The sequence below is a fragment of the Vibrio sp. 1580 genome, from assembly GCF_033340055.1.
Window position 1 is genome coordinate 234,118 of sequence record NZ_JAWOVT010000006.1, and the last position, 25,586, is coordinate 259,703.

The following is a 25,586-nucleotide window of genomic DNA, read 5'->3' on the forward strand; positions in this document are numbered from 1 at the left end:
TTAGTGCTGGCTTAGGCTCAATTATTGGAAGTCTTGCATGTTCCAGTTGCCAATATCTGCAGCTGGACCTTCTCCACCCTCTTGGCCATCTGCGCCTAGAGTGAAGATATCGATTGTACCGTTATCACCTGGGCTTAAGTATTGGTACTGGTTGCCCCAAGGGTCATTAGGAAGACGTTTGATGTAACCACCATCACGGTAGTTGCGTGGCTCTGGGTTAGATGGCTTGCTAACCAATGCTTCTAGACCTTGGTCCGTTGTTGGGTAAACGCTGTTGTCCAACTTGTACATATCTAAGGCATTTTCCAACGCGACAATGTCCGTAATCGCTTTTTGTTGGTCTGCCTTCTCTTTGTTACCCAATAGGTTTGGAACAACAAAACTTGCCAAAATACCCAGGATAACTACAACAACCATCACTTCTAAAAGTGTAAAACCCTGTTGTTTACTACGCTTAAACTTCATTTTTTTCTCCGAAAGTTAGATTAAAGCCATGCCGTTAGTAGACACGTCTTAATTCGAAATTATCCGCTCATCAAGTTATTCATTTCTAGCATTGGCATCAAGGTCGCCATCACAATGAACAACACTAATCCAGCCATTAATGCAATCAGCGCAGGAGTAAACACACCCAGAGCAATATTGACTGTTGATTCAAAGTTTTGATCTTGGTTATCGGCTGCCCGCGTCAACATGCTCTCTAATTCACCACTTTGCTCACCACTGGCGATCATGTGTAGCATCATTGGTGGAAACAAGCGAGTTTGGTCCAACGCCTTACGCAAACTAGCGCCCTCTCGGACGTTATCCGCTGCAAGCAAGACTTGCTGCTTCACATAACGGTTAGACATAACATCTACCGCAACGCGCATACCCTCGAGAATTGGAATCGCACTGGAAGTACAGATCGAAAGTGTTCGTGCGAATCGTGCGGTATTCAAACCTCGAGAGATCTTACCTATTAGCGGTAAGCTCAAGATTTTTCTGTCCCAAGCTAAGCGAAAGTCTGGCTTTTGCAACGCCAGTTTGAGGCCATAGAAAAGCGCCACCAGCACAACGAAAATAATCAGCCCCCAATCTTGCACAAACTCACTGGCTGCCAGTAAAAATTGCGTCGATTGAGGTAACTCTTGGCCCATCTGAATGATGGGTTCAATGATTTTAGGAACCACTGTCGCCAATAAGAACGAAACGATGACAACCGCGAATACCACCAAAACTACAGGATAAATCATGGCTTGAAGCAATTTAGATCGCATCTTTTGGCGGTTTTCGACATAGTCTGCCAAACGCTCTAATACGGTATCGAGGTGACCTGATTTTTCGCCCGCCGCAACCATAGAGCGGTACAGTTCATCAAACACGTGTGGGTAATCGGCAAAACTGTCGGCGAGCGGATAACCCTCGGTTACTTTCGAGCGAACCGCAGCCAACATAGAACGAATCCTCGGCTTTTCAGCCTGCTCAGAGACCGCACGCAAACACTCTTCCAAAGGCATACCTGATTGGACTAGCGTAGACAATTGCCGTGTGATGAGTGCCAGCTCAGATGTTGAGACGCCGCGCTTAAAGCTGACTGAACCTGAAGACTTAGCCGATTTAGCTTTCGTCTCAACCACTTCAATCGGGATCATCCCTTGCTCTTTGAGTCGCTGGCGCACTTGTCGGGCGTTGTCCCCTTCTATCGTGCCTTTTTTATGCTTCCCTTTTGCATCTAGCGCTTTGTACTCAAATGCCGCCATTAGGTTTCCTTCGTCACTCGCATCACTTCTTCAAGTGACGTAATGCCACGACGCACTTTGCTTAAACCATCGCTGCGAATACTTGGCGTATGGGCGCGAACGGCTCTCTCAATTTCTTGCTCACCAGACTCTCGGTGAATCAACTCTTGTACTTGCTCATCAACCATAATGAGCTCGTGGATACCTGTTCGACCTCGGTAGCCTTTTTGGTTACACGCTTCACAGCCTTTTGCTCGGTGCAGTTCTAACGGTTCATGCGCTTCCATACCAAACAGTTTTTTCTGTTCCGTATCGGCTTCATACGGCTCTTTACAGCTTGGACAAAGCGTTCGAACTAAGCGCTGCGCTAGCACCCCTAATAACGAAGAAGAAATAAGGAATGGCTCAATACCCATATCACGTAGACGCGTAATCGCACCCACTGCGGTGTTGGTGTGGAGAGTCGACATTACCAAGTGACCCGTTAAGGACGCTTGCACTGCAATTTGTGCGGTTTCTAAGTCACGGATCTCACCGACCATCACCACATCCGGGTCCTGACGCAGAATGGCACGCAAGCCGCGCGCAAACGTCATGTCGACCTTTGGGTTCACCTGAGTTTGACCGATGCCATCAATATCAAATTCGATCGGGTCTTCAACCGTTAGAATGTTGCGTTCGTTGCTATTAATCTCTTGCAAGCCAGCGTACAAGGTGGTGGATTTACCAGAACCTGTCGGGCCCGTCACCAAGATGATACCGTGAGGGCGGCCAATCAAGTGACGGAAGTTGTCATGCACTGAAGGGGTCATGCCCAAACTATGTAAATCAAGACGAGTCGCGTTTTTATCCAACAGACGCATTACCACGCGCTCCCCATGAGAGGACGGCATCGTCGATACACGCACGTCCACCGCACGACCACCGATACGCAACGAAATACGGCCATCTTGAGGCACACGCTTTTCTGCGATATCTAGTTTAGCCATAACCTTCACACGAGAAACCAGCAAAGGCGCTAGCTTACGACTTGGGGTCAGAACTTCACGCAATACGCCATCGACACGGAAACGAATCGAAAGGGTTTTCTCGAACGTCTCAATATGAATATCCGACGCACCTTCTTTGATCGCTTCGCCCAACATGGCGTTGATCAATTTGATGATTGGCGCATCGTCTTCCGATTCTAATAAGTCTTCATCATGCGGCAGTTCTTCAGCCAAAGAGAAGAAATCATCGCTATCAGCACCAATATCTTCCATCAACTGACGCGCTTCAGACGAGTCGCGTTGATATGCTTCAGTCAGCTTTTTATCAAAGGCTTCTTTATCGATAGGTTGCGGTACGAAGCTTTTCTTTAATACACGACGGACTTCAACCAGAGCCGCAGGGTTAAGCGGCTCGACATAGTAAAGAATAGGTGGACGCTCAGGATGCTCTGTCTCCAGCACCAGTTTAAAGCGGTTGGCAAAACTGAATGGCAGACGACGCATACTTGGCGCTGTGTCTAACATATCAACCATTAGTTGTTTTCCATTTGATCAATAAACGCTTGGATCTCTGTTGGGTGCTGACGCTCCTGGCCAAAGGCTGGCATAACCGGGATCTTCTCGTCAGCCATCAACTTCAAACCTTGATCCGCTTTGTAAAGCTGTTCTGCGCGAATAAAGTTGTATTTACGCTGCGTAATACCGTCGGCCGTCACACCATCGCGAATAATCGTCGGCTTGATGAACACCATCAAGTTACGTTTTTCTGTTTGCGTGCTAGTTGACTTGAACAGATGGCCAAGTACCGGAATGTCACCCAATAGCGGCACTTTAGACTCACTTTCAAGTGCGCGTTCATCGACCAAACCACCAAGAACCAACATCTGACCATCTTGGATCATGACAGAGGTGTTTAACTGTCGTTTAGCAAAGCGAACGTCAACCGCACCGTTTGCGCCTAATACGTTGGAAACTTCTTGTTCAATGTTTAACTGTACAGAGTCACCTTCGTTAATTTGTGGCACTACTTTGAGTTTGATACCGACTTCTTTACGGTCAACCGTTTGGAATGGGTTGTCGTTGTTTGAGCCAGCCGTAGAGCCCGTAATAACCGGAACCTCTTCACCCACAATAAATGATGCTTCGCCATTATCCATTACGGTAATACTCGGAGAAGATAGAATGTTTGAGTTGGAGTCAGAAGCAACAGCACTAATTAGCGCTGTCCAGTCACCCATGACAATACTCATTGCCGCACCATTTACTCCGCTAAGTGCTGACGCTAGCGTAGAGTAGTCACCTGATTCAGTAACATCATATGGCGTTCGTTCGCCATTAGAGTTGGTATAGTATTCAGTTCGGGTTTGATCTTTTGCTTCTTCTAGCCCAACCATCACCTGACCAATCGGGGCTCCTGAGTTACCGTACTGAATTACAGCACCCGTTTCTAATGAACCCCACTGAACACCTAGGTTAATACCATCACCTTCAGACATTTCGACAATTAACGCTTCAATAAGAACCTGAGCACGACGAATATCGAGTTGAGAAATGACGTCTTGTAATGCCATCATAATATCTGGTGGCGCTGTTAAAACTAACGAGTTAGTTGCAGCGTGAGCAGCAATGACGACCTCACCACGCGATGCACCTGATGTTTTCTGACCGGCTTGTTTTTCAGCTTGCAGGTTATCGGAAACACCTTTCAATACATCCACCAAATCTTCAGCTTTCGCATTTTTCAGGTACACAACTCGGTTGTTACCTTTTGTCGCCATTTCAACATCAAGTTGACGAATCAAACGTTTCAAGCGGGCTCTTACTTTTGGATCACCAGAAATTAAAATCGCGTTAGTACGTTCATCGGCCACAATTTTAGGTTCAAGGAACTCTGGCGTGCTTTTCTGATTCGCACTTTTATTCAGTGCTTCAACAATGCGTACCATTTCAGCAGCAGATGCATTACGCAGCTCTACCAATTCAATTTCTTTATCACCGGCTTGGTCAACACGCTTGATGATCTCTGCTAAGCGATTCACTACTGCCGCACGACCTGTGATCAAGATAATATTCGCTGGATCATAATGAACCACGTTACCGGCACCGGCGTTATCAATCAGCTGACGAAGTAGAGGAGACAACTCTCGAACCGACACATTACGCACCGCGACAACTCGAGTGATAACACTATCGCCTTGCGCGCTGCCATCACCTAACACAGGGATTGCTGAGGTTTTTGAGTCTTTTGCTTTGATAACCTTAAGTACCCCATTGTCCATCTCTACGACTGCGTAACCGTATACTTCAAGGACATTAAGGAAAAAGCTGTAATATTGCTCTTCGTTAAGTACGTCATAGCTGCGGACATCGATCTTACCGCGTACTGAAGGATCAACAATGATGGTCTTTTCGAGGTTACGACCCACTATGTTGATGAATTCTTGAATATCAGTGCCTTTAAAGCTCGCACTAAATTCGTTTGCCATTGCACCTGGTACGCAGAGTAAACTTCCTGCTAGTAGCCAAGCACTTTTGCTGAACCAATGTTTCACGTATGTCTCCCTGAACTTACGCCGGTTGCCTAAGTCTTACAATTGGATATAGATATCGTACTGTTGGCCGCCTCGCTCAACAGTTAAATTTAATTCTTGCGGATCGCTCATCACTTGCATCAGTTGTACTGAAGAAGACGGATCACTTAAATCGATCCCGTTCAGTTGAACCGCAATATCGCCAGGTTGTAGTCCTACATCATTAAATAATGCGGCATCACGACCAGGTGATACTCGATAACCAACAATGTCTCCGTCTTTTTTGACGGGTGAAATGGTGATGTATTTAAAAACGCTTTGTGGATCTTTCGCAATTTCCTCGCGGATTTGCTCTAATTTCTCTCCAACGTCAGACGTCGCTGCTTCTGCTCGCTGAGCTTGCGCCCTAGCTACCTGCGGCGATTCAGATAGCTTCTTATATTCTATACCTTCCATCATTAAGGTCTCGTCTCGACCTTGGTTATCAATGATGACGCGATCCACCAATACCGCTTTTAGTGTCGCACGTGTCCCTTCGATTTCTTCACCCAAACCGTACGTAGCTTGCTTACCTCGGTTAGCAATAACAGCAAGGCTGGTGTTGGCATCACTACTTGCAACCGCACCGACCAGCGTAAGGTTAAGGCGCGTCTTAGGGGCGTCTTTAACAATAGGCTGTTCTACAACCGCCGCTTTTTGCTCAGTGTATTTACCGAATAGGTTGGCATTCTGAAGGGCATTAAAATCTATCGCGTCGCCTTTATTGCTCGCAGCAACGCTACTCGCCGATGGACGCCATTGCGGCACTTCCGACGATTGAGGTATGGCTAACCACACAATTTTGCCAAGTATCCATCCGGTTATCGCAATAAACAGACAGGTAAGCAACAAGCTAAGTTTGGCTTGAATGGTATAATGATTGGACTTGATCTGAGCCAGTAGCGGTCTGCTTGATAATCCTGCACTTAGCTCTAAACGTTTCACTGAATGGATTCCTTTATTCTAACGTCCGTCATTTAAGCTATAACGATAGCTATCGACTTTAAATTGCTAAATTTGCAATAAAATTATTACTCAACAAAGAGCAGTGAACTATATCACAAGTTGTCTTTCATACCTTTTTCTTATGCAGTTTTTGCCAACTCCCTTGAAAAAAATACGCCTTGACTCCATCTGTAGGTGAATAATCCATCACTCATTGCCGTATTCGGGCAGTGATTAGATAGCGTAGTGTTCTATGAGTTCCCTAAATGAAGCCGTTAGGCTAGATAAATGGCTATGGGCCGCAAGATTTTACAAAACCCGCTCCATCGCGCGTAACATGGTCGATGGCGGTAAAGTCCACTATAATGGCCAACGAAGCAAGCCGAGTAAAATCGTTGAAGTGGGCGCTGAAGTCAGACTTCGTCAAGGCAACGAAGAAAAAATCGTGATCATCGAACAAATCTCAGATCAACGCCGAGGCGCTCCCATCGCACAAACCTTATATCGCGAAACCAATGAGAGTATCGCGAAACGTGAGGAACACGCGACTCAACGTAAGCTTAATGCCCACAACCCAAGTCCGGAACGCCGCCCAGATAAAAAGCAGCGCCGAGACATCATTAAGTTCAAACACCAATAAAAGCCGGAATTACCAACGAGGAAAGCACTCCATGGCAAATAATGTTTTAAACCGCTACCTATTCGAAGATCTTTCAGTACGTGGCGAGTTGGTACAATTGGATGAAGCGTACCAACGTGTTATCTCCAGCAAGGAATATCCGGCAGCAATAGAGAAACTGCTGGGTGAGCTACTCGTTTCAACTACTCTTTTAACTGCCACTCTTAAGTTCGAAGGTTCGATCACCATCCAGCTACAAGGCGATGGTCCTGTGTCTCTTGCCGTTATCAACGGTGACCATAACCAACGTGTTCGTGGCGTAGCTCGCTGGGAAGGCGATGTTGCCGATGACGCAAATATTCACGATCTAATGGGTAAGGGCTACCTTGTGATCACCATCGAACCGAAAAACGGCGAGCGTTACCAAGGCGTCGTTGGACTAGAAGGTGACACTTTAGCAGAAGTGCTAGAAGGCTACTTTGCAAACTCAGAGCAGTTAAAAACGCGCCTATGGATCCGCACTGGTGAGCATGAAGGCAAAGCACACGCAGCAGGTATGTTGATTCAAGTGATCCCTGACGGCACTGGCTCTCCAGATGATTTCGAACATCTAGAGCAGCTCACTGATACAGTAAAAGATGAAGAATTGTTTGGTTTAGAAGCGAACGAGTTATTGTATCGACTATATAACCAAGACAAAGTACGTCTGTACGAGCCGCAACCTGTCGAGTTCCATTGTGGCTGTTCTCGTGAGCGTAGCGGTGCCGCAATCATCACCGTTGAGAAAGCTGAAATTTATGACATTTTGGCAGAAGTTGGATCAGTTTCTTTACATTGTGATTACTGTGGCACAACTTATACGTTCGACGAATCTGAAGTCACTGAACTGTATGCACAAGCTTCTACGGACAAGAAAACCCTGCATTAATTTACATAGCTTATCAAGCACGTAATTTACCCTACAAAAGGCCAGCTTAATGCTGGCCTTTTTGTGATCAACCCCTCGTAATAACTAGCCTCAAGCGTAATAAAACAACTGCTTAATTTTAAACAATTAATAATGATTTTGCCCTAGCGCAAAGGATTGCGTGCACGATAGACTATTCCCACCAATATGTGACGGGTTACCTAAAACCTTATTGAAATCATGGGTAAATTTTGAGCTATCTCCCTGTTTTCTCCCCGCCCCGTTGCTAGCATGGTGAGCAGATTAAAATTAAAACATTCTTACAAAATCCCTACAAAATCCTTATAAGGAGCACCTATGACCGTTATGGAACATACTAAGGCTGCAACACTTGATCTAACCAAGCACGGACTGCATAACGTAAAAGAGGTTATTCGCAACCCAAGCTACGAAATGTTGTTTGAGGAAGAAACGCGTGAAGACCTAACCGGTTATGAGCGCGGCGTGGTTACTGAACTAGGTGCGGTTGCCGTTGACACTGGCATCTTTACTGGTCGCTCACCAAAAGATAAATATATCGTCAAAGACGCTACGACAGAAGAACATATGTGGTGGACGTCTGATCAAGTGAAAAATGATAACAAACCAATCACTCCTGAAGTGTGGGACGAGCTAAAAGAACTGGTCACAAACCAGCTTTCTAACAAACGCTTGTTTGTTGTTGACGGTTACTGTGGTGCAAACCCAGATACACGTTTGAGCATTCGTGTTATCACAGAAGTCGCATGGCAAGCGCACTTCGTTAAAAACATGTTTATTCGCCCGACGGAAGAAGAGTTAGCGATATTTGAACCAGACTTCGTAGTAATGAATGGCGCAAAATGCACTAATCCAAAATGGGAAGAGCAAGGCCTGAACTCAGAAAACTTCACCGTATTTAACCTAACCGAGCGCATGCAACTTATCGGTGGTACTTGGTACGGCGGTGAAATGAAGAAAGGTATGTTCGCCATGATGAACTACTTCCTTCCACTAAAAGACATCGCATCAATGCACTGTAGCGCTAACATGGGCAAAGATGGCGATGTAGCGGTATTCTTCGGTCTATCTGGTACGGGTAAAACGACCCTGTCGACTGATCCTAAACGTGCGCTAATTGGTGATGATGAGCACGGCTGGGATGATGACGGTGTCTTCAACTTCGAAGGTGGTTGTTACGCAAAAACCATCAAACTTTCGAAAGAAGCGGAGCCGGACATCTACAACGCAATTCGTCGTGATGCACTGCTAGAAAACGTAACAGTACGTGGCGATGGCTCTATCGATTTTGATGATGGTTCGAAAACAGAAAACACACGTGTTTCTTACCCTATCTACCATATCGATAATATCGTTAAACCAGTATCAAAAGGCGGTCACGCGAATAAAGTGATCTTCCTATCAGCCGATGCATTTGGCGTACTGCCTCCAGTATCTAAATTGACACCTGAGCAAACTAAGTACCACTTCCTGTCTGGCTTTACCGCCAAACTAGCGGGAACAGAGCGCGGTATTACTGAGCCAACACCAACTTTCTCTGCTTGTTTCGGCGCGGCGTTCCTAACGCTCCACCCAACAAAATACGCGGAAGTACTGGTAAAACGCATGGAAGCAGCGGGCGCTGAGGCTTACCTAGTGAATACTGGTTGGAACGGCACTGGCAAACGTATCTCTATTCAAGATACACGCGGAATTATTGATGCCATTCTTGATGGTTCGATTGAAGAAGCACCAACTAAGCACATTCCAATCTTCAACCTTGAAGTACCAATGTCACTACCAGGTGTGGATCCTAGCATTCTAGACCCTCGCGACACGTACGTTGACCCACTTCAGTGGGAAAGCAAAGCGAAAGATTTAGCAGCGCGCTTTATCAATAACTTTGATAAGTACACAGACAACGCTGAAGGTAAATCTCTGGTTGCGGCTGGTCCTCAGATTGATTAAATCGAGTAACAGCGACGTCGCGTAAACGCAGTGAAAAGTTGGCATTAACTTATCACCTTTACGTAGGCCAAGTTACAAAAATTGCTTCAAGCCCCTCTTTTGAGGGGCTTTTTATTGAATACCACAGAATATTGATACAAGCTAAAGCCTATCTAGTTTTATTTCATAACACACGTAGGTTCTAGCAAAGATGAAAACAGCGCGTCGAGTTCTACTTCTGTTACTGGTTATCTTAGTTGCCATTCCAGCCGCTACGATTGCGCTGCTAACAACATCTTACGCGGACGCAACCTGGCGCTTGCTGTCAAACACCTTTTCTCTTCCCTTCCGGGCCGGAAGCGTGCGTTATGGCTTTCCCTATCACCTAACTTTACAACGCGTGAACACCAGCGGAGACGATGCGTCTTACATCGAGCAAGTCGATTTATGGATGAATCCCGATGTTTATCGCGATGGTAAATGGATCGTTGATAGTTTATTGATTGATGGTATGAGCTTGCAGTATGGCGCACCAAAGCTCCCACCTTTAGACAACGTTTTATTCCATCAAATCGCGCTCAAAAATATTGATTACGCCGACGAGCAGTTCTCTGCCAATGGCATTGACCTTCAAATTCAATCACCACAATGGAATGGTCATTTAATACCATATGGCGAAGTTCAACTTGCAGCTGACCAACTCTATTGGAATGGCGAAGCCTTTAATCAAGTCTTAGTCGATATAGACTACAAACCGCAAGACAGTACGCTTTATGGCACCTCTTTTAACTGGCGTAACAGTCAAATATCTGGGCAAGGGGAGCAGTATCCTCAAGGCTGGTCTTTAGTAAATGTGACCATCAACAAGCTGAAACTGAGTAATACGCAGCGCCAATCACTGCTTGCAAAACCTTGGCACGATCTACCATTTAGCATTAATCATATTAATAGCTTAGATTTGCTTAACGCCGATATTGAATGGGGCGACTGGCACTGGCAGAACTTGGATCTTTCTGTGGAAAACGCCACGCTGCCACTGTCTCTCTGGAAGACAAAAGCTCAAGTGTCATTGCAGGCGGATAGCGTTCGATTCCAGCAGCAAACCGCAATAGAGCCACGTTTGAGTGCCGCTATCGAGCCAGGAGTAATCCAGCTCAACGAGCTCAGCTTAGATTGGCAGCAAGGTCGAGTGCAAGTTTCTGGATTGTTCACGCCAACACAATGGAAGCTCAAAGAAGCCTCTATTCAAGGCCTCAAGTGGGCAACACAGCCAGAAGACAACCTAAATTGGTGGCACGCCGCCACCAGCGAGTTAGAGCATGTTGCAATCGAACGACTCGACATTGAGCGCAGCCAAATTATCCAGCTATCTCACGAACCTTATTGGCAACTTTCCGGTTTAAATATCGAAGGGCAACAGCTTGATATTAAACAGTCTGCTCAACGTTGGGGCCTTTGGCAAGGCGAATTGGAAGTCAGCGTTGTCAACGCCAGCTATGACCAAATACTCACGTCTCACGCAGCACTTGCCATGCAAAGCAAAGATGGCTTTTGGCAATTGACTCGCCTTTTTGCGCCACTCGAGCAAGGCTACGTAGAAGGCATCGGACAAATAGATTTGAGTACCCCGAGCCAACCTTGGGCGCTCAACGTCAATGCTGATGGTATTCCCTTATCGCTCTTCCACGATTATTTTTTACCCGACACACTGGCTATTGATGGTTTTTCCGATCTCAGCCTCGATCTACAAGGGTTATCAGGTGATCGCAACATGCTGGCCTACAGCTTATCGGGTGAAGTGGAAGCCAATCTCCGAGATACCCGCTTGAAGTCCCAAGCGGATCATTCGCTCAAAGCCATTACCTTAAGTCCACTGCGTTTAAGCGCGCAACGAGGGGAAGTTGCCATAACGCCGGTCACCATCTCAGGAAAAGCCATAAGTGGTAAGGTTTGGGGAACATTTGATATGGCCAACAACCCGCTAAGTGGCATTACTTATCAATTGGAAGAGTCGTGCGGAAACATTGAAGGCGATCTACTAAGTGGCGAAACCCACCGTAATGAGTGCGTGAACGCATCAAAACTGGCCGAGCCTACTGATATTGAGACTCCACAGAAAAATGAACCTTCCATCGAGCAGCCAATCGTAATTGATAACATCAATTTGGAGACTCAAGAGGAAGAGCTTTACGAAGAAGTTATCGAAGAAGATGAAGTACCCGACACGAATTCCGCAGCAGAACAAACCCTCTCACCGACAGAGCAAGAAGGTGAAACAGATAAGCGCCCAGCAGATCAGTCGGCGCTTACCCCATCAGCAACTGAGTAACTGCGAGTAGTTCGGTATCAGCATATAGGTACCGACAAAATCCACAGCTGGCGTGTCACCACTATAAATCACTACGTGAATAACGATGCGTGCTTTGCGTCCCGACTCCAATCGGTCTAGGTCACCACTGATCCCATCCAACGAAGTACTCGCCACGGGGTTTTGTTCGACTGGTTGACGATAACGAATAGAGCTGTCGGCCAACACAATATCACCGTGCAACCCACGCTCTTTAAGCAGCAGCCACGTCATCCCCCACCCTGTCAAGGTTGCTAAGGTAAAAGCTGACCCGGCGAACATGGTGTTATGCGGATTAAGGTTAGGATTAAGCTGCGCACAGCATTCAAACTGGTAACCCGTGTACTGATTAATTTTGATCCCCATTTTGTCGCTAATTGGGATTTGTTGCTCCCAGCGCTGTTGAAGCTCAGTACACCATTCAGGGCGACGTAACACATTGGCCATCGGATCCAGTTGCTTCACCATTTGCTGATGGCGCACAGGGCCACGCTCATCGGTTAGCTCGCCTCGACGCTCAAAGCCATTTTTTTCATAAAAGGCGATGGCATCTTCACGGGCATTACACACCAAGCGTTTCGCTCCTTCTTGGCGCGCTAACGACTCTAGTGCAACCAAAACCAGCGAACCCATTCCTTTGCTACGGCGATTATTTTTAACCGCCATGTAGCGGATCTGGCCATCATTATCCGGTGTAATGTATAAACGGCCAATCGCCATAGGACGACCTCGACCATCAACAATCATGCGGTGATGGCTCATTTCGTCGTATTCATCGCGCTCTGAGCCGATCGGCATACGCCATGGCTCACGAAGCAGTTGCCAGCGAAACTGATAATACTTGTTTATCTGATTATCGGTTTTGGGAGTAATGAGTTTGAACATATCAATCCTTTGAAAGCACAACACTAATCAGTGTCGGAAAAATTACTCCAAGCCAATTCCATGATCTTGGAGTTAAAGCTTAGACTATGGCGCCTGTGTTACCAGATTAGACCTGCAACCAAAACGTCACTGGACCGTCATTCACCAAAGACACTTTCATATCGGCAGCGAAGCGGCCACGCTGTGTGGGTAAGACTTCTTCACACAAGTCAGAAAAGTAATCATACAAGCGCTCTGCATCAACAGGATGCGCACCGCGAGAAAAGCCAGCTCGCGTGCCTTTTTTTGTATCCGCAGGCAGCGTAAATTGAGAAACCACCAGCACTTTACCTTCCACCTGTTTAACGTTTAGGTTCATCTTGCCTTCGTCATCTTCGAACACACGGTAGGTTGTAACACGCTCCATTAAACGCTTTGCTTTAGCTTCATCGTCGTCCTTCTCTACGCCCAATAAGACCAGCAGACCACGATCAATTTCTCCTACGACTTCACCATCCACACGGACGGCTGCTTCACTGACTCGTTGAATTAGCGCTATCACTACTCTCGCTTCCTTCATCTGTTAACTGAGATTCAGCGGTCGAGTGTATCATGTCTAAATCTTCACTCCAGTGCTCTCGCTCACCAAGCGCAGCCGTAACTTCCGCCCCCAATAACACGATCATCCAGCATAAATACACCCAAACAAATAAGATAGGAATCGCCGCTAACGCGCCGTAGATGAGCTGATAAGACGGAAACTGAGTGATGTAAAGCGCAAAGCCTTTTTTACTCAACTCGAACAGTATCGCGGCGACTGCTGCCCCCATGGCACCATGAGCGAGGTGTACTTTTTTATTCGGCACTAGAATATACAAGCCAAGAAAAGCAAAAAAGGACAGCAACAACGGTAGCCAACGCAGAAATAAATTAAACGCACCAGATAATGTCTCGTTCTCTAAAATTTGCAGCGAAGTCACGTACGACGTCGCCGCAATACTCGCACCGACCATGATCGGCCCTAACGTGAGTACCATCCAATACATAGAGAATGAAAAGACTAAACGGCGCTTGTCTTTAACTCGCCAAATGTAGTTTAAGTTCTTATCAATGTTGGAAATCAGCATGACCGCTGCGATGAATAAAAACCCACCGCCAACCGCGCTCATTTTGCCCGTATTCGCCACAAATTCCTGTAATGCCGTATGTACAGCTTCTCCAGAAGCTGGCACAAAATTCTCAATAATGTAGCCTTGCAGCACCTCACCAACGTTCGCAAAAACGGGAAATTTCGACAATATTGATAACAATACCGTCAGCATTGGCACGATGGATAACAAGGTAATGTAGGCAAGATAGCCCGCGTTCACATTCACACGGTCATGCGTTAATCGCTTAAGAAGATACTTAAAAAACGCGACGCAACTTGGCAGTAGATTGATTAATCTCGCCTTGTAACTCTCTGATAACTGGTTCATAGTTCATCCCATAATTAGCGCCGAGGACATAAGAATGCCTTATTTATTAGCAATTGTACTATCAATTTTCACTTTAACAGGGTGTCAATCTGCTTATTACTCAGCAATGGAGCAGGTTGGGTATCATAAACGAGATATTATGGTCGACCGCGTCGAAGATGCCAAAGAATCTCAACAAGATGCACAAGAAGAATTCACCAGTGCACTTGAAGCCTTGTCTGCGATCACCAACTTTGATGGTGGTGAGCTAGAAAATGTCTACAACAACATCAATGACAAATACGAAGATAGCGAAAAAGCGGCGCAAGACGTACGTGACCGTATTGCTGCGATTGAAGACGTATCCGGCGCACTGTTTGATGAGTGGCAAGATGAGCTAGAGCTGTACTCGAGTGCGAAACTGCGTCGTTCAAGCGAGCAAAAACTACGTGAAACCAAAGCCTCGTACAAAACCATGCTTAGCGCTATGAAGCGTGCAGAGAAAAAGATGACACCGGTACTGGACACGCTGCGTGACAACACGTTGTACTTAAAACACAACCTTAACGCCAGTGCGATTGGTTCTTTGCAAGGTGAGTTCTCTAGCTTAGAGAAAGACATTCAGTTTGCGATCAAACAAATGAACGAAGCGATTGCAGAGTCCGATAAATTCCTACAAAAGCTCAATCAAAAGTAAATGATTTAGACCTCCTCCTAGTGAGGAGGTTTTAGTCGGCGACCTCACCGAGTAAACCGATGACTCTTCGAACAAAGCCTACCCTCTCTGGTACAGTTCCCCATGGCACTTCTACCACTTCATAACCCAACTCAGTATAGACACTCACTAACGACTGATGAATCTCCAATGCTTCTTCAAAGCTGTGCGGACGCACTTCATCTTGTACGTAAATGGATGCTTCAGGTCGACAAGTAAACACCTGACTATGGTACCCAGCGCTTTCGGTTAAGAAAGCTTGGTCAACCTTACAGCCGCCCACTTGTAGGTATGCAATGATGTCGGGGATGGCGCGATCAACAAACGCAACATCATGACAACGCGCATCACTCTTTTGTTTGTCCATCAACCCAAGGCATAACTTGGCAAACTCAGGTAAATTCGTCCACGGCAAAATACCATTTTCTAACTGGCTTTGCTGCTCAATCAAGTCGCGAGACCCTTCAGGAAACGTGGCATAACCACACGCGTCTAGCGCATTCAGCAGTGTTGTTTTTCCCGCACCAGGCCCACCGGTGATAATAATCGGGTTCATATTCAACTCCAGAAAACAAAAAGCCCCGAGCATAACTCGAGGCTTCTTCTTAATTGAATCGCTTAACGAAAATTATTTCGCGCCACGAGAAGCACGCTTACGGTCGCTTTCCGTTAGGAACTTCTTACGGATACGGATGCTTTCAGGCGTTACTTCTACTAGCTCGTCGTCATCGATGAATTCTAGTGCTTGCTCAAGAGTCATCTTGATAGGCGGAGTAAGAACCTGTGCGTCATCTGTACCAGATGCACGAACGTTGGTTAGCTGCTTACCTTTCAGTGCGTTTACCGTTAGGTCGTTGTCACGGCTGTGAATACCGATAACCATACCTTCGTAAACTTCAACACCGTGACCGATAAATAGACGACCACGCTCTTGAAGGTTGAACAGTGCGTTAGTTAGCGCTTTACCCATCGCGTTCGCGATTAGTACACCGTTTACACGTTGACCGATGTTACCGCCTTTGTGAGGGCCGTAGTGATCAAACGTATGGTAAAGAAGACCTGAACCTGAAGTCAGTGTCATGAATTCCGTTTGAAAACCGATCAGACCACGTGATGGCATAACGAAGTCCATACGCACACGACCTTTACCGTCTGGAGACATGTCTTTCAGCTCACCTTTACGTAGGCCGATGTTCTCCATGATGCCGCCTTGGTGCTCTTCCATTACGTCGATAGTTACCGTTTCGAACGGTTCCATCAACTGACCATCTTCTTCTTTGATGATTACTTCTGGACGAGATACCGCAAGCTCGAAGCCTTCACGACGCATGTTTTCGATCAGGATAGAAAGGTGAAGTTCACCACGACCTGATACGCGGAATTTATCTGGATCGTCTGTTTGCTCAACGCGTAGTGCAACGTTGTGTACCAGTTCCTTCTCAAGACGCTCAAGGATGTTACGTGACGTTACGAACTTACCTTCTTTACCCGCGAATGGGGACGTGTTTACTTGGAACGTCATCGTTACTGTTGGTTCATCAACAGACAATGGTGGTAATGCTTCTACTGCGTTTTGTGCACAGATAGTGTCAGAAATTTTCAGCTCGCCAAGACCAGTGATTGCGATGATATCACCCGCGTTAGCTTGTTCCACTTCGTGACGCTCTAGGCCAAGGTAGCCCATTACTGTACCCACTTTACCGTTGCGAGTTTTACCGTCAGCACCAATAATGGTTACCTGCTGGTTTGGTTTAACGCTACCACGAGTTACGCGAGCCACGCCGATAACACCAACGTAAGAGCTGTAGTCTAGCTGAGAAACTTGCATCTGTAGTGGACCATCAAGGTCAACATTTGGCGCGTCAACAACATCAACGATAGTTTGGAATAGTGGTTCCATGTTCTCGCCAGTTTCGCCTTCTTCTAGAGAAGCCCAACCGTTAAGTGCTGATGCGTAAACTACTTTAAAGTCTAGCTGGTCATCAGTTGCACCTAGGTTGTCGAACAGGTCGAACACTTGGTCCATAACCCAATCAGGACGTGCGCCAGGGCGGTCAATCTTGTTGATTACAACGATTGGTTTTAGACCGTGAGCAAACGCTTTTTGTGTTACGAAACGCGTTTGAGGCATTGGACCATCAACTGCGTCAACGATAAGTAGTACAGAGTCTACCATCGACATGATACGCTCAACTTCACCACCGAAGTCCGCGTGTCCCGGAGTATCTACGATGTTGATACGGTAATCGTTCCAGTCGATTGCTGTGTTTTTAGCAAGAATGGTAATACCGCGCTCTTTCTCGATGTCGTTCGAGTCCATGACTCGCTCTTCAGCTTCACCGCGAGACTCAAGCGTGCCTGATTGTTGTAGCAGCTTGTCAACCAACGTGGTTTTACCGTGGTCAACGTGCGCGATGATCGCGATATTTCTTAATTTATCAATCTGTGGAGTAGCCATGGATATTGATTCACTTAGATAGATGAAATGCCCCCACGCTGAGAACGGGTGCTCTCTGGCGACATTTGCTGATTAAAAAAACGGCCATAATGTACCAGATTTTAGCAAAAAGCCTAGAAATATGTGATCTACTCCCGAGCATTTCTGCGATTTTTACGCTTAATGCCCATTTTCTTCCTCAGAACGAATTGATTAAACGCAACTTTATTCCAATCGATGCATAATTCAAATTGACTCTTGCTCAAAAACTGGGCTGAATACGCAATGTACCTGTCACATTATGGTGCAACAATGATTTTTAGCACCATAATAGTGCAAGCAAAGATCATTTTGGTGCAAGCAAGTGCACCAAACTAGCATTCAAAAACACAATTGCTTGAAATTAATGGAATATTTTTTTTGGCACGGTTTTGGCTTTAGTTAAAACAGCATCGATTAATGAAAAGTCAAATTGATTAATCAATGCCAGGTTTCATGAATAATTCATAAATCGAGCTTTTACCGCTTATTAACACTGGAGGTTATCCAAGATGTCAGTAGAAAACGTTCTATCGCTGATCCAAGAAAACGAAGTTAAGTTTGTTGACCTACGCTTCACTGATACAAAAGGTAAAGAGCAGCACATTTCGATCCCTGCTCACCAAATCGACGCAGACTTCTTCGAAGAAGGTAAAATGTTCGATGGTTCATCAGTTGCTGGCTGGAAAGGTATCAACGAATCAGACATGGTAATGATGCCTGACGCATCTTCTGCTGTGCTTGACCCATTCACGGAAGACGCAACACTAAATATCCGTTGTGACATCTTAGAGCCTGCAACAATGCAAGGCTACGACCGTGACCCACGCTCTATCGCAAAACGCGCTGAAGACTTCATGCGTTCTACTGGTGTTGCAGATACTGTACTTATCGGTCCTGAGCCAGAATTCTTCCTATTTGATGACGTGAAGTTCTCGACAGACATGTCAGGCTCTTTCTTCAAAATCGACGACGTAGAAGCGGCATGGAACACAGGTTCTGACTACGAAGAAGGTAACAAAGGTCACCGTCCAGGCGTTAAAGGTGGTTACTTCCCAGTAGCTCCAGTAGATTCATCTCAAGACATCCGTTCTGCTATGTGTCTAGTAATGGAAGAAATGGGTCTTGTTGTTGAAGCGCACCACCACGAAGTGGCAACGGCGGGTCAAAACGAAATCGCAACTCGTTTCAACACGCTAACAACCAAAGCTGACGAAATCCAAATCTACAAGTACGTTGTACACAACGTTGCTCACGCGTTTGGTAAAACAGCGACGTTTATGCCTAAACCACTTGTTGGCGACAACGGCAGCGGTATGCACGTTCACCAGTCTCTAGCAAAAGATGGCGTAAACCTATTTGCTGGTGACAAGTACGGCGGTCTATCTGAAATGGCGCTTTACTACATCGGTGGTATCATCAAACACGCTCGTGCAATCAACGCATTCGCTAACCCATCAACAAACTCGTACAAACGTCTTGTACCAGGCTTCGAAGCACCAGTAATGCTAGCTTACTCAGCGCGTAACCGCTCTGCTTCAATCCGTATCCCAGTGGTACCAAGCCCGAAAGCACGTCGTATCGAAGTTCGTTTCGGTGACCCAGCGGCGAACCCATACCTATGTTTCGCAGCAATGCTTATGGCTGGTCTTGACGGTATCAAGAATAAGATCCACCCAGGCGAAGCGATGGATAAAGACCTTTACGATCTTCCAGCTGAAGAAGCAGCAGAAATCCCAACTGTTGCATACTCACTAAAAGACGCGCTAGCAGAGCTAGATGCTGATCGTGAGTTCTTAACAGCGGGCGGCGTATTCTCTGACGACTTCATCGATTCATACATCGACCTTAAGTCTCAGGACGTAGAACGTGTGAACATGACAACTCACCCTGTTGAGTTCGAACTTTACTACTCTGTGTAAGGTCGACACTGTGTAAAATGTAAACACAGCAATAAAATATTAGGCTCGCCTCGCAGGCGGGCCTTTTTTGTATTCGCCAGTCAAGCTTCGACGTTTAACATGAGGGGATAATAAAAATACGCTTAGAATTTTTTCCTTACAGGTCAAAGAGCTAAGCCATTGAAACGTGAAATCATCGAACAAGAGAAGGTGAGCAATGAAAGTTCAGCTTATTCCATCACTGTGTGCACTCAGCGGATTGTTAATCGCCTCTATCGCCTTCGCGCAGGTCGCGTATACGTGGGTAGATGAAAATGGCGTGGTTCACTTTAGTGATACGCCAAACAAAGGAGCAAAAGCGATCGCACTGCCAAACCTTGAAGCCAGCGCACCAGCTCCTGAGGTAGAAAGTACTGAATCGCTCGCACCTCAGACTACGCCATCTACTGCATCACAAAACAAGCCAGAGAAAACAACCGAGAAGCCTCTCCCATTACAACTCTCGATGCTGACTCCCAAGCACAACGAGACCATCCGCAGTAATCGAGGCATCATCAATATTCAATTAGAAACCAATCGCAAGCTTGGTATCGGTGAGCAATTGCAATTGTTACTCGATGGAAAACCTTATGGTGCACCACAAAACCATATAGTGTGGCAGTTAAACAATATTGACCGAGGCACTCACACACTTGCTGTGCACGCGAAAAGAAGCGGCAAGCTTATTGCATCTACTAGCCCTATAACGGTGCATTTACATAAAGCAAGTGTTAAGCCGACCGTAAAAGGGGCAAAATAGAATATCTGGTGAAAAAAAATCACATCACAGCGATGCTTTTCACTTTTTCTTCTAAGATTTATTCGCCATACTTAACGTTCAATTGCACCATTATTGTGCATCGCACAATCTTAAAGCAAAACAAGGACGTAATGTGGATACCAGTCTTCCTAGTGCCATTCTCAACAATATGGTGACAGCAACGCTGATTCTTGATGATGGATTGGCCATCCGTTATGCCAATCCGGCTGCCGAATTGCTGTTTTCTCAAAGCGCCAAACGAATTATTGAACAATCACTTTCTCAATTGATTCAGCATGCGTCGCTGGATCTCGCGCTGCTCACTCAACCGTTGCAAAGTGGCCAAAGCATCACCGACAGTGACGTCACTTTCGTTGTTGATGGCCGCCCTTTAATGCTAGAGGTGACGGTTAGCCCTATCACTTGGCAAAAGCAGTTAATGCTTCTGGTCGAGATGCGCAAAATTGATCAGCAGCGCCGACTCTCTCAAGAACTGAACCAACACGCCCAACAACAAGCGGCGAAGCTGTTAGTCCGAGGGCTTGCACATGAGATCAAAAATCCGCTTGGCGGCTTACGCGGTGCGGCGCAATTGTTAGAAAAAATGCTGCCAGAGCCCTCTCTCACCGAATATACACACATCATCATTGAGCAAGCAGACCGTTTAAGGGCGCTCGTGGATCGATTACTAGGACCGCAGAAGCCAGGTAAGAAGACACAAGAGAATCTGCACCAAATTCTTGAAAAGGTTCGCCAACTGGTTGAATTAGAGTCACAACGCTCAATCATCATTGAACGAGATTATGACCCAAGCTTGCCAGAGATTTTGATGGATACAGACCAAATCGAGCAGGCAATGCTTAATATCGTCAGCAACGCCGCACAAATTCTTAGCCATCAAGAGCACGGGAAAATAACCATTCGCACCAGAACGGTGCATCAAGCCAATATTCACGGCAAACGCTGTAAACTCGCTGCTCGTGTCGAAATCACAGACAACGGCCCAGGTATTCCACCGGAACTACAAGACACGCTGTTCTATCCCATGGTCAGTGGCCGCGAGGGAGGAACTGGATTAGGGCTATCTATTTCGCAAAATTTGATCGACCAGCACAATGGAAAAATAGACGTAGAAAGCTGGCCTGGTCACACAACATTTACTATTTATCTGCCGATCTGAGTGCGCTAATGGACTTCAAGTCGCGTCAGTTTTTCGGTTTGCTGCAAGGATTACTACATGAGTAAAGGATATGTTTGGGTCGTTGATGACGACAGTTCAATTCGCTGGGTAATGGAGAAAACGCTCTCCTCTGCCAACATCAAATGTGAAACCTATGCCGATGGGGAAAGCGTGTTAATGGCGCTCGAACGCGAAGTGCCGGATGTTCTAGTATCAGACATTCGCATGCCAGGTATTGATGGGTTGGAGCTACTAAAGCAAGTACAGCGCGATTACCCAGACCTTCCCGTGATTATCATGACCGCGCATTCAGATTTAGATGCGGCAGTGAATGCGTACCAAAAAGGTGCTTTTGAATATTTACCAAAACCTTTTGATATTGATGAAACTTTAACTCTGGTTGAACGAGCCATTGCACACAGCCACGAAAACAAACGCGAGCAGCTCTCTCCAGAAGACATTCCAGCAGAAACGCCTGAAATTATCGGTGAAGCACCAGCGATGCAAGAGGTGTTTCGCGCCATTGGTCGTCTTTCTCGCTCCTCTATTTCAGTCTTGATTAACGGTGAATCGGGCACGGGTAAAGAACTCGTTGCTCATGCACTGCACCGTCACAGTCCACGTGCTAACAAACCTTTCATTGCGCTCAATATGGCGGCAATTCCCAAAGACTTGATTGAATCAGAACTGTTTGGCCACGAAAAAGGCGCGTTTACGGGGGCAAACAATGTTCGTCAAGGACGATTCGAACAAGCCAATGGCGGCACTCTATTTTTAGACGAAATCGGCGACATGCCATTGGACATTCAAACTCGTTTGCTACGCGTTCTAGCTGACGGGCAGTTTTATCGAGTGGGCGGTCACTCTCCGATCAGTGTCGATGTACGAATTGTCGCGGCAACACACCAGAACTTAGAAAAGCTGGTGCACGAAGGTGACTTCCGTGAGGACCTCTTTCATCGCTTAAACGTGATTCGCGTGCAGATCCCGGCACTGCGTGAGCGTAAGCAAGACATTGAAAAGCTTACACAGCATTTTCTTATCCGTGCGGCTGATGAGCTTGGTGTGGAAACAAAAACTCTCCACCCGTCGACTGTAGAGATTCTTAACCGCCTTGATTGGCCTGGCAACGTTCGTCAATTAGAGAATATTTGCCGTTGGTTAACCGTTATGGCCAGTGGTAGCGAAGTGTTACCAAATGACTTGCCAAGCGAACTACTCGAAGAGAAAAAATCCATTTCAGACTCTGCACATGGTAGTTGGCAAGAACAATTGGCGGATTGGGCACGGCATTCACTCGCAGCAGGAGATAAAGAACTACTTTCTTACGCTTTACCAGAATTTGAACGCATTTTATTAGAAGCAGCCTTAGAGCACACTAAAGGTCATAAGCAAGATGCCGCTAAAGTATTAGGCTGGGGGCGAAATACACTCACCAGAAAATTAAAAGAATTGTACTGACAATCACTTACGTGGTGCGTTAACAACGAGCGTCGTTTGTCACTCGATATTAATAAAAACATCAGTACAATTGTGGCGCACCACCATCTATGTGATTAGGCGATGTCTACTGCTACGACTCAAATTACACTGCGTACTGCTGTTCTGATTCCATTTGTCATGATCTTCTTACTGGCGATCGGTGTCATTGTCTACGTCCAAAAACAAAGTTACGAAGAAGTGGTCACGGATATCAGTGACAAGCAACTTTCCGTGTTAACCGAAAGTGTCCACGACCACCTCAATAGCTATCTACGTAAGCCTTTTACTGCGGTTATGGCTCTCGCGCACAACGTCAGCTATCACAACCTTTATCGCCCTCACGATACCTCAGACATTCAAAACTACCTGCTGAGTGCATTCAAAAATCTTTACCAATCGATACCGCAGTTGGATGTAATCGCATTTGGTTCAGAAAACGGCGACTTTGCAGGCTTTCGCCGCGAGCTTTCCGACGATTACACCTTAATGGTGCAAGATCGCTACACCGATGGTGATCTGGTTATTTATGGAACCAACCATGTGAGTAACAACATTCGAACGGTTATCTCCCAATACGATCCTCGCACTCGCCCATGGTATAAGCCCGTTGCAGAGAGCCAAAACGCCACTTGGTCTGAAATTTATACCAATGCTGATGAACGCCAGGATATTACGCTATCAGCCATGACGCCGGTGTACAAACACGACCAATTTGCTGGTGTTTTGGTGACAGACATTCGTATCAATACATTCAACGAATTCCTGCGCGAGTTAAAATACAACACTAAAGCGTCGGTCTACATCATGGACCCAGATCATCGTTTAATCGCTCACTCAGGCCCGGGAAGCGTCATCTCATGGGGCACAAAATTTTCGGATAAAGGGCAGCGTTTGCTTGCCGCTGAAAACGCAGACCCGATCATCAAAATCAGTGCGAGCCGCGTCCGGTCTTTCGATCTCAACAACACCAAGCAACCTTATACTTTTTCATTTGAACATGATGGCCAACGTATTTTCAGTCGGCTAACCCCGTATCGAGACCAAGACGGCTTAACATGGTTTATCGGCACCTCCATTTCGGAGTCCGAGCTTCTCGGCCTGTTACCAAAAAGCCAGCAAGAGAGTTGGCTCGTTGGCATTATTGTAAGCCTATTTGGGATCGCCATCAGTTGGATCATTTTCAACCGAGTTACCAGACCAATTAACGCGACGGCCGCCGCCGCTCAGCACCTGGCAAATGGGGATTGGGATAGCGGCATGCCAAAGCCTGGTTATGTGTATGAGACAACCGTACTGGTTCATGCTTTTAATGAAATGGCGAACAATCTAAGAGCTTCATTCAAAGCATTGCGTGAACAGTTAGTTTATGACTCTCTAACACGCTTATATAGCCGTCAGGGTTTGGTCGAAATCTGTGAAAATCAGTCTCATCTTTGTCACGGCAGTTTATTTTTACTTGGTATCAACAAATTTAGAGATATCAACGACAGTGTGGGTCATCACAACGGCGACCAGTTGTTGGTCAGCATCGCTGAAAGGCTAAAACAGCAGTTTCGTGACAACGCATTATTGGCTCGGATTGGTGGTGATGAGTTCGCGGTGTTTCTCTCAAATGTCGACACTGAAACCAAAATTAAACAAACCGAGCGTCGATTACAGCAACTCTTTTCCACCCCATTTATGGTGGAAGGCGAGAATGTAGTGATGAAGATTTCACTTGGTATTGTACAAACCCAGCCAAACGAAACCATGCCTTTATGGTTACGCAACGCCAGCATCGCATTAAGTTACGCTAAACAAGACTCACTGACTGGTGTTTGTCACTACAGCCCAGAACTAGCGAGCGCTTCAAAGTTTCGTACGCAAATGCTGACCAAGATCCAAACTGGCATTGAAAACCGAGAGTTTATTCCTCATTACCAACCGATTGTGGATCTCGTCAGTGGCACAGTGTGTGGCGCCGAAGCACTGGCGCGTTGGCATAGCGACTCAGGTATGGTGTCACCATTAGATTTTATCCCAATCGCGGAAGAAAGCGGCATGATCAAAGCCATCGGCCAACAGATTCTGTTACAAGCTTGTCGCGACACTTACCAAGCGATCGAAAGCAAACAGTGGCCGTCGGACTTCCAACTGCATGTGAATATCTCCGTTAATCAACTATCTTGCCCAAGTTTTGTTGATACGGTGACAAGCGTATTGGATATCACGAAATTACCAGCAAGTAACCTCACACTAGAGATCACAGAATCACGTATCATTGATAGCGCACCGACCACACTAGAAAATATGACTAAACTGCGTGAAATGGGTATTGGTATCGCGATAGATGACTTTGGCACCGGCTACTCATCACTGGGTTACCTCCACTCTCTGCCGTTTACCTGCTTGAAGATTGATCGCACCTTCATCAATCAACTCACACAAGAAAACTTAAACAGTTCAGTCGTCGCTGCCGTCATCAATATCACAGCAGGTCTCAAAACTAATGTCGTCGCGGAAGGTGTCGAGGATAGCAATCAAGCACAATTACTGCGCTCTTTAGGCTGTAATCAGGTGCAAGGCTTCTACTACAGCCGCCCTATGCCACTAGAAGAATGGCCAACACATTTGGTGAACATGAAGTAGAAAAGAGCGAGAATCGTTGAT

General features: G+C 46.3%; 20 protein-coding genes. 10 read left to right on the top strand and 10 right to left on the bottom strand.

The window, feature by feature from the left end:
* Positions 1-21 precede the first annotated feature (21 nt).
* Genes gspG through gspC form a run of 5 tightly spaced genes read right to left on the bottom strand, consistent with a single transcriptional unit; the run spans position 22 to position 6,225 of the window.
* Entirely contained in the window at positions 22-465 is a 444-nt protein-coding gene (gspG, locus tag R7093_RS12090; RefSeq protein ID WP_005379298.1) for a type II secretion system major pseudopilin GspG, read from the bottom strand.
* A 59-nt stretch (positions 466-524) separates the two neighbouring features.
* Positions 525-1,742: a type II secretion system inner membrane protein GspF gene (gene gspF, locus R7093_RS12095; RefSeq protein WP_005379297.1), complete on the bottom strand. Its 1,218-nt coding sequence runs from the start codon at positions 1,740-1,742 to the stop codon at positions 525-527.
* Positions 1,742-3,244 (bottom strand): type II secretion system ATPase GspE, encoded by a 1,503-nt coding sequence (gene gspE, locus R7093_RS12100; protein WP_258664682.1) that lies wholly within the window; start codon positions 3,242-3,244, stop codon positions 1,742-1,744. Before gspE ends, gspF begins: the two co-directional genes overlap by 1 nt.
* Positions 3,244-5,262 carry a type II secretion system secretin GspD gene (gspD, locus tag R7093_RS12105; RefSeq protein ID WP_005379295.1) on the bottom strand — a complete coding sequence of 673 codons (2,019 nt, stop codon included), beginning with the start codon at positions 5,260-5,262 and terminating at the stop codon, positions 3,244-3,246. The genes gspE and gspD overlap by 1 nt, the downstream gene beginning before the upstream one ends.
* Positions 5,263-5,298: 36 nt before the next feature.
* Positions 5,299-6,225, bottom strand: coding sequence for a type II secretion system protein GspC (gene gspC / locus R7093_RS12110; RefSeq protein ID WP_318146671.1), 927 nt, complete (start codon positions 6,223-6,225; stop codon positions 5,299-5,301).
* Positions 6,226-6,478: 253 nt separating this feature from the next.
* Here gspC and hslR point away from each other — a divergent pair, with 253 nt between their 5' ends.
* The 4 genes from hslR (at position 6,479) to R7093_RS12130 (ending at position 12,045) form a co-directional block, all read left to right on the top strand.
* Positions 6,479-6,865: a ribosome-associated heat shock protein Hsp15 gene (hslR, locus tag R7093_RS12115; RefSeq protein ID WP_005379292.1), complete on the top strand. Its 387-nt coding sequence runs from the start codon at positions 6,479-6,481 to the stop codon at positions 6,863-6,865.
* 31 nt (positions 6,866-6,896) lie between these two features.
* A complete protein-coding gene (gene hslO / locus R7093_RS12120) occupies positions 6,897-7,772 on the top strand; it encodes an Hsp33 family molecular chaperone HslO (protein WP_005379290.1) in 876 nt (291 codons plus the stop codon).
* A 336-nt stretch (positions 7,773-8,108) separates the two neighbouring features.
* The gene (gene pckA, locus R7093_RS12125) at positions 8,109-9,737 is read left to right on the top strand and encodes a phosphoenolpyruvate carboxykinase (ATP) (RefSeq protein ID WP_318146672.1); all 1,629 of its coding nucleotides are present in this window, start codon (positions 8,109-8,111) and stop codon (positions 9,735-9,737) included.
* Between the two features lie 190 nt (positions 9,738-9,927).
* Positions 9,928-12,045, top strand: coding sequence for an AsmA family protein (locus tag R7093_RS12130; RefSeq protein ID WP_005379285.1), 2,118 nt, complete (start codon positions 9,928-9,930; stop codon positions 12,043-12,045).
* Here the strand turns inward: R7093_RS12130 and R7093_RS12135 are convergent.
* The 3 genes from R7093_RS12135 to R7093_RS12145 form a co-directional block, all read right to left on the bottom strand.
* Positions 12,031-12,948: a bifunctional GNAT family N-acetyltransferase/hotdog fold thioesterase gene (locus tag R7093_RS12135; RefSeq protein ID WP_005379283.1), complete on the bottom strand. Its 918-nt coding sequence runs from the start codon at positions 12,946-12,948 to the stop codon at positions 12,031-12,033. The genes R7093_RS12130 and R7093_RS12135 overlap by 15 nt on opposite strands.
* A gap of 106 nt (positions 12,949-13,054) precedes the next feature.
* Positions 13,055-13,489 carry a D-aminoacyl-tRNA deacylase gene (gene dtd / locus R7093_RS12140; RefSeq protein ID WP_005379282.1) on the bottom strand — a complete coding sequence of 145 codons (435 nt, stop codon included), beginning with the start codon at positions 13,487-13,489 and terminating at the stop codon, positions 13,055-13,057.
* Positions 13,461-14,405 carry a virulence factor BrkB family protein gene (locus R7093_RS12145; RefSeq protein ID WP_005379281.1) on the bottom strand — a complete coding sequence of 315 codons (945 nt, stop codon included), beginning with the start codon at positions 14,403-14,405 and terminating at the stop codon, positions 13,461-13,463. The genes dtd and R7093_RS12145 overlap by 29 nt, the downstream gene beginning before the upstream one ends.
* Positions 14,406-14,439: 34 nt before the next feature.
* Here R7093_RS12145 and R7093_RS12150 point away from each other — a divergent pair, with 34 nt between their 5' ends.
* Entirely contained in the window at positions 14,440-15,081 is a 642-nt protein-coding gene (locus R7093_RS12150) for a DUF2959 domain-containing protein (protein WP_005382972.1), read from the top strand.
* A 31-nt stretch (positions 15,082-15,112) separates the two neighbouring features.
* Here R7093_RS12150 and R7093_RS12155 read toward each other — a convergent pair whose 3' ends face one another.
* Complete coding sequence (locus R7093_RS12155) at positions 15,113-15,655, bottom strand: AAA family ATPase (protein ID WP_031779018.1); 543 nt, start codon at positions 15,653-15,655, stop codon at positions 15,113-15,115.
* Positions 15,656-15,727: 72 nt separating this feature from the next.
* The gene (gene typA / locus R7093_RS12160) at positions 15,728-17,557 is read right to left on the bottom strand and encodes a translational GTPase TypA (protein ID WP_005379276.1); all 1,830 of its coding nucleotides are present in this window, start codon (positions 17,555-17,557) and stop codon (positions 15,728-15,730) included.
* A 530-nt stretch (positions 17,558-18,087) separates the two neighbouring features.
* Between typA and glnA the strand changes: the two genes are divergently transcribed.
* The 5 genes from glnA to R7093_RS12185 all read left to right on the top strand — a co-directional run bounded on the left by glnA (position 18,088) and on the right by R7093_RS12185 (position 25,565).
* Positions 18,088-19,497 carry a glutamate--ammonia ligase gene (gene glnA, locus R7093_RS12165; RefSeq protein WP_005379275.1) on the top strand — a complete coding sequence of 470 codons (1,410 nt, stop codon included), beginning with the start codon at positions 18,088-18,090 and terminating at the stop codon, positions 19,495-19,497.
* A gap of 196 nt (positions 19,498-19,693) precedes the next feature.
* The gene (locus tag R7093_RS12170) at positions 19,694-20,275 is read left to right on the top strand and encodes a DUF4124 domain-containing protein (RefSeq protein WP_170890695.1); all 582 of its coding nucleotides are present in this window, start codon (positions 19,694-19,696) and stop codon (positions 20,273-20,275) included.
* Positions 20,276-20,408: 133 nt separating this feature from the next.
* Positions 20,409-21,455, top strand: a complete 1,047-nt coding sequence (glnL, locus tag R7093_RS12175) for a nitrogen regulation protein NR(II) (protein ID WP_017821940.1) — start codon at positions 20,409-20,411, stop codon at positions 21,453-21,455.
* Positions 21,456-21,512: 57 nt separating this feature from the next.
* Complete coding sequence (gene glnG, locus R7093_RS12180; protein WP_005379267.1) at positions 21,513-22,916, top strand: nitrogen regulation protein NR(I); 1,404 nt, start codon at positions 21,513-21,515, stop codon at positions 22,914-22,916.
* A gap of 102 nt (positions 22,917-23,018) precedes the next feature.
* Complete coding sequence (locus tag R7093_RS12185; RefSeq protein WP_149192284.1) at positions 23,019-25,565, top strand: EAL domain-containing protein; 2,547 nt, start codon at positions 23,019-23,021, stop codon at positions 25,563-25,565.
* Positions 25,566-25,586 lie beyond the last annotated feature (21 nt).

Coding starts and splice junctions, on each gene's coding strand:
- pckA (WP_318146672.1), top strand. CDS start 8,109: ATGACCGTTATGGAACATACTAAGGCTGCAACACTTGATCTAACCAAG.
- hslO (WP_005379290.1), top strand. CDS start 6,897: ATGGCAAATAATGTTTTAAACCGCTACCTATTCGAAGATCTTTCAGTA.
- glnA (WP_005379275.1), top strand. CDS start 18,088: ATGTCAGTAGAAAACGTTCTATCGCTGATCCAAGAAAACGAAGTTAAG.
- R7093_RS12135 (WP_005379283.1), bottom strand. CDS start 12,948: ATGTTCAAACTCATTACTCCCAAAACCGATAATCAGATAAACAAGTAT.
- R7093_RS12170 (WP_170890695.1), top strand. CDS start 19,694: ATGAAAGTTCAGCTTATTCCATCACTGTGTGCACTCAGCGGATTGTTA.
- gspF (WP_005379297.1), bottom strand. CDS start 1,742: ATGGCGGCATTTGAGTACAAAGCGCTAGATGCAAAAGGGAAGCATAAA.
- R7093_RS12155 (WP_031779018.1), bottom strand. CDS start 15,655: ATGAACCCGATTATTATCACCGGTGGGCCTGGTGCGGGAAAAACAACA.
- typA (WP_005379276.1), bottom strand. CDS start 17,557: ATGGCTACTCCACAGATTGATAAATTAAGAAATATCGCGATCATCGCG.
- gspG (WP_005379298.1), bottom strand. CDS start 465: ATGAAGTTTAAGCGTAGTAAACAACAGGGTTTTACACTTTTAGAAGTG.
- R7093_RS12150 (WP_005382972.1), top strand. CDS start 14,440: ATGCCTTATTTATTAGCAATTGTACTATCAATTTTCACTTTAACAGGG.
- glnG (WP_005379267.1), top strand. CDS start 21,513: ATGAGTAAAGGATATGTTTGGGTCGTTGATGACGACAGTTCAATTCGC.
- hslR (WP_005379292.1), top strand. CDS start 6,479: ATGAGTTCCCTAAATGAAGCCGTTAGGCTAGATAAATGGCTATGGGCC.
- R7093_RS12130 (WP_005379285.1), top strand. CDS start 9,928: ATGAAAACAGCGCGTCGAGTTCTACTTCTGTTACTGGTTATCTTAGTT.
- R7093_RS12185 (WP_149192284.1), top strand. CDS start 23,019: ATGTCTACTGCTACGACTCAAATTACACTGCGTACTGCTGTTCTGATT.
- gspE (WP_258664682.1), bottom strand. CDS start 3,244: ATGGTTGATATGTTAGACACAGCGCCAAGTATGCGTCGTCTGCCATTC.
- R7093_RS12145 (WP_005379281.1), bottom strand. CDS start 14,405: ATGAACCAGTTATCAGAGAGTTACAAGGCGAGATTAATCAATCTACTG.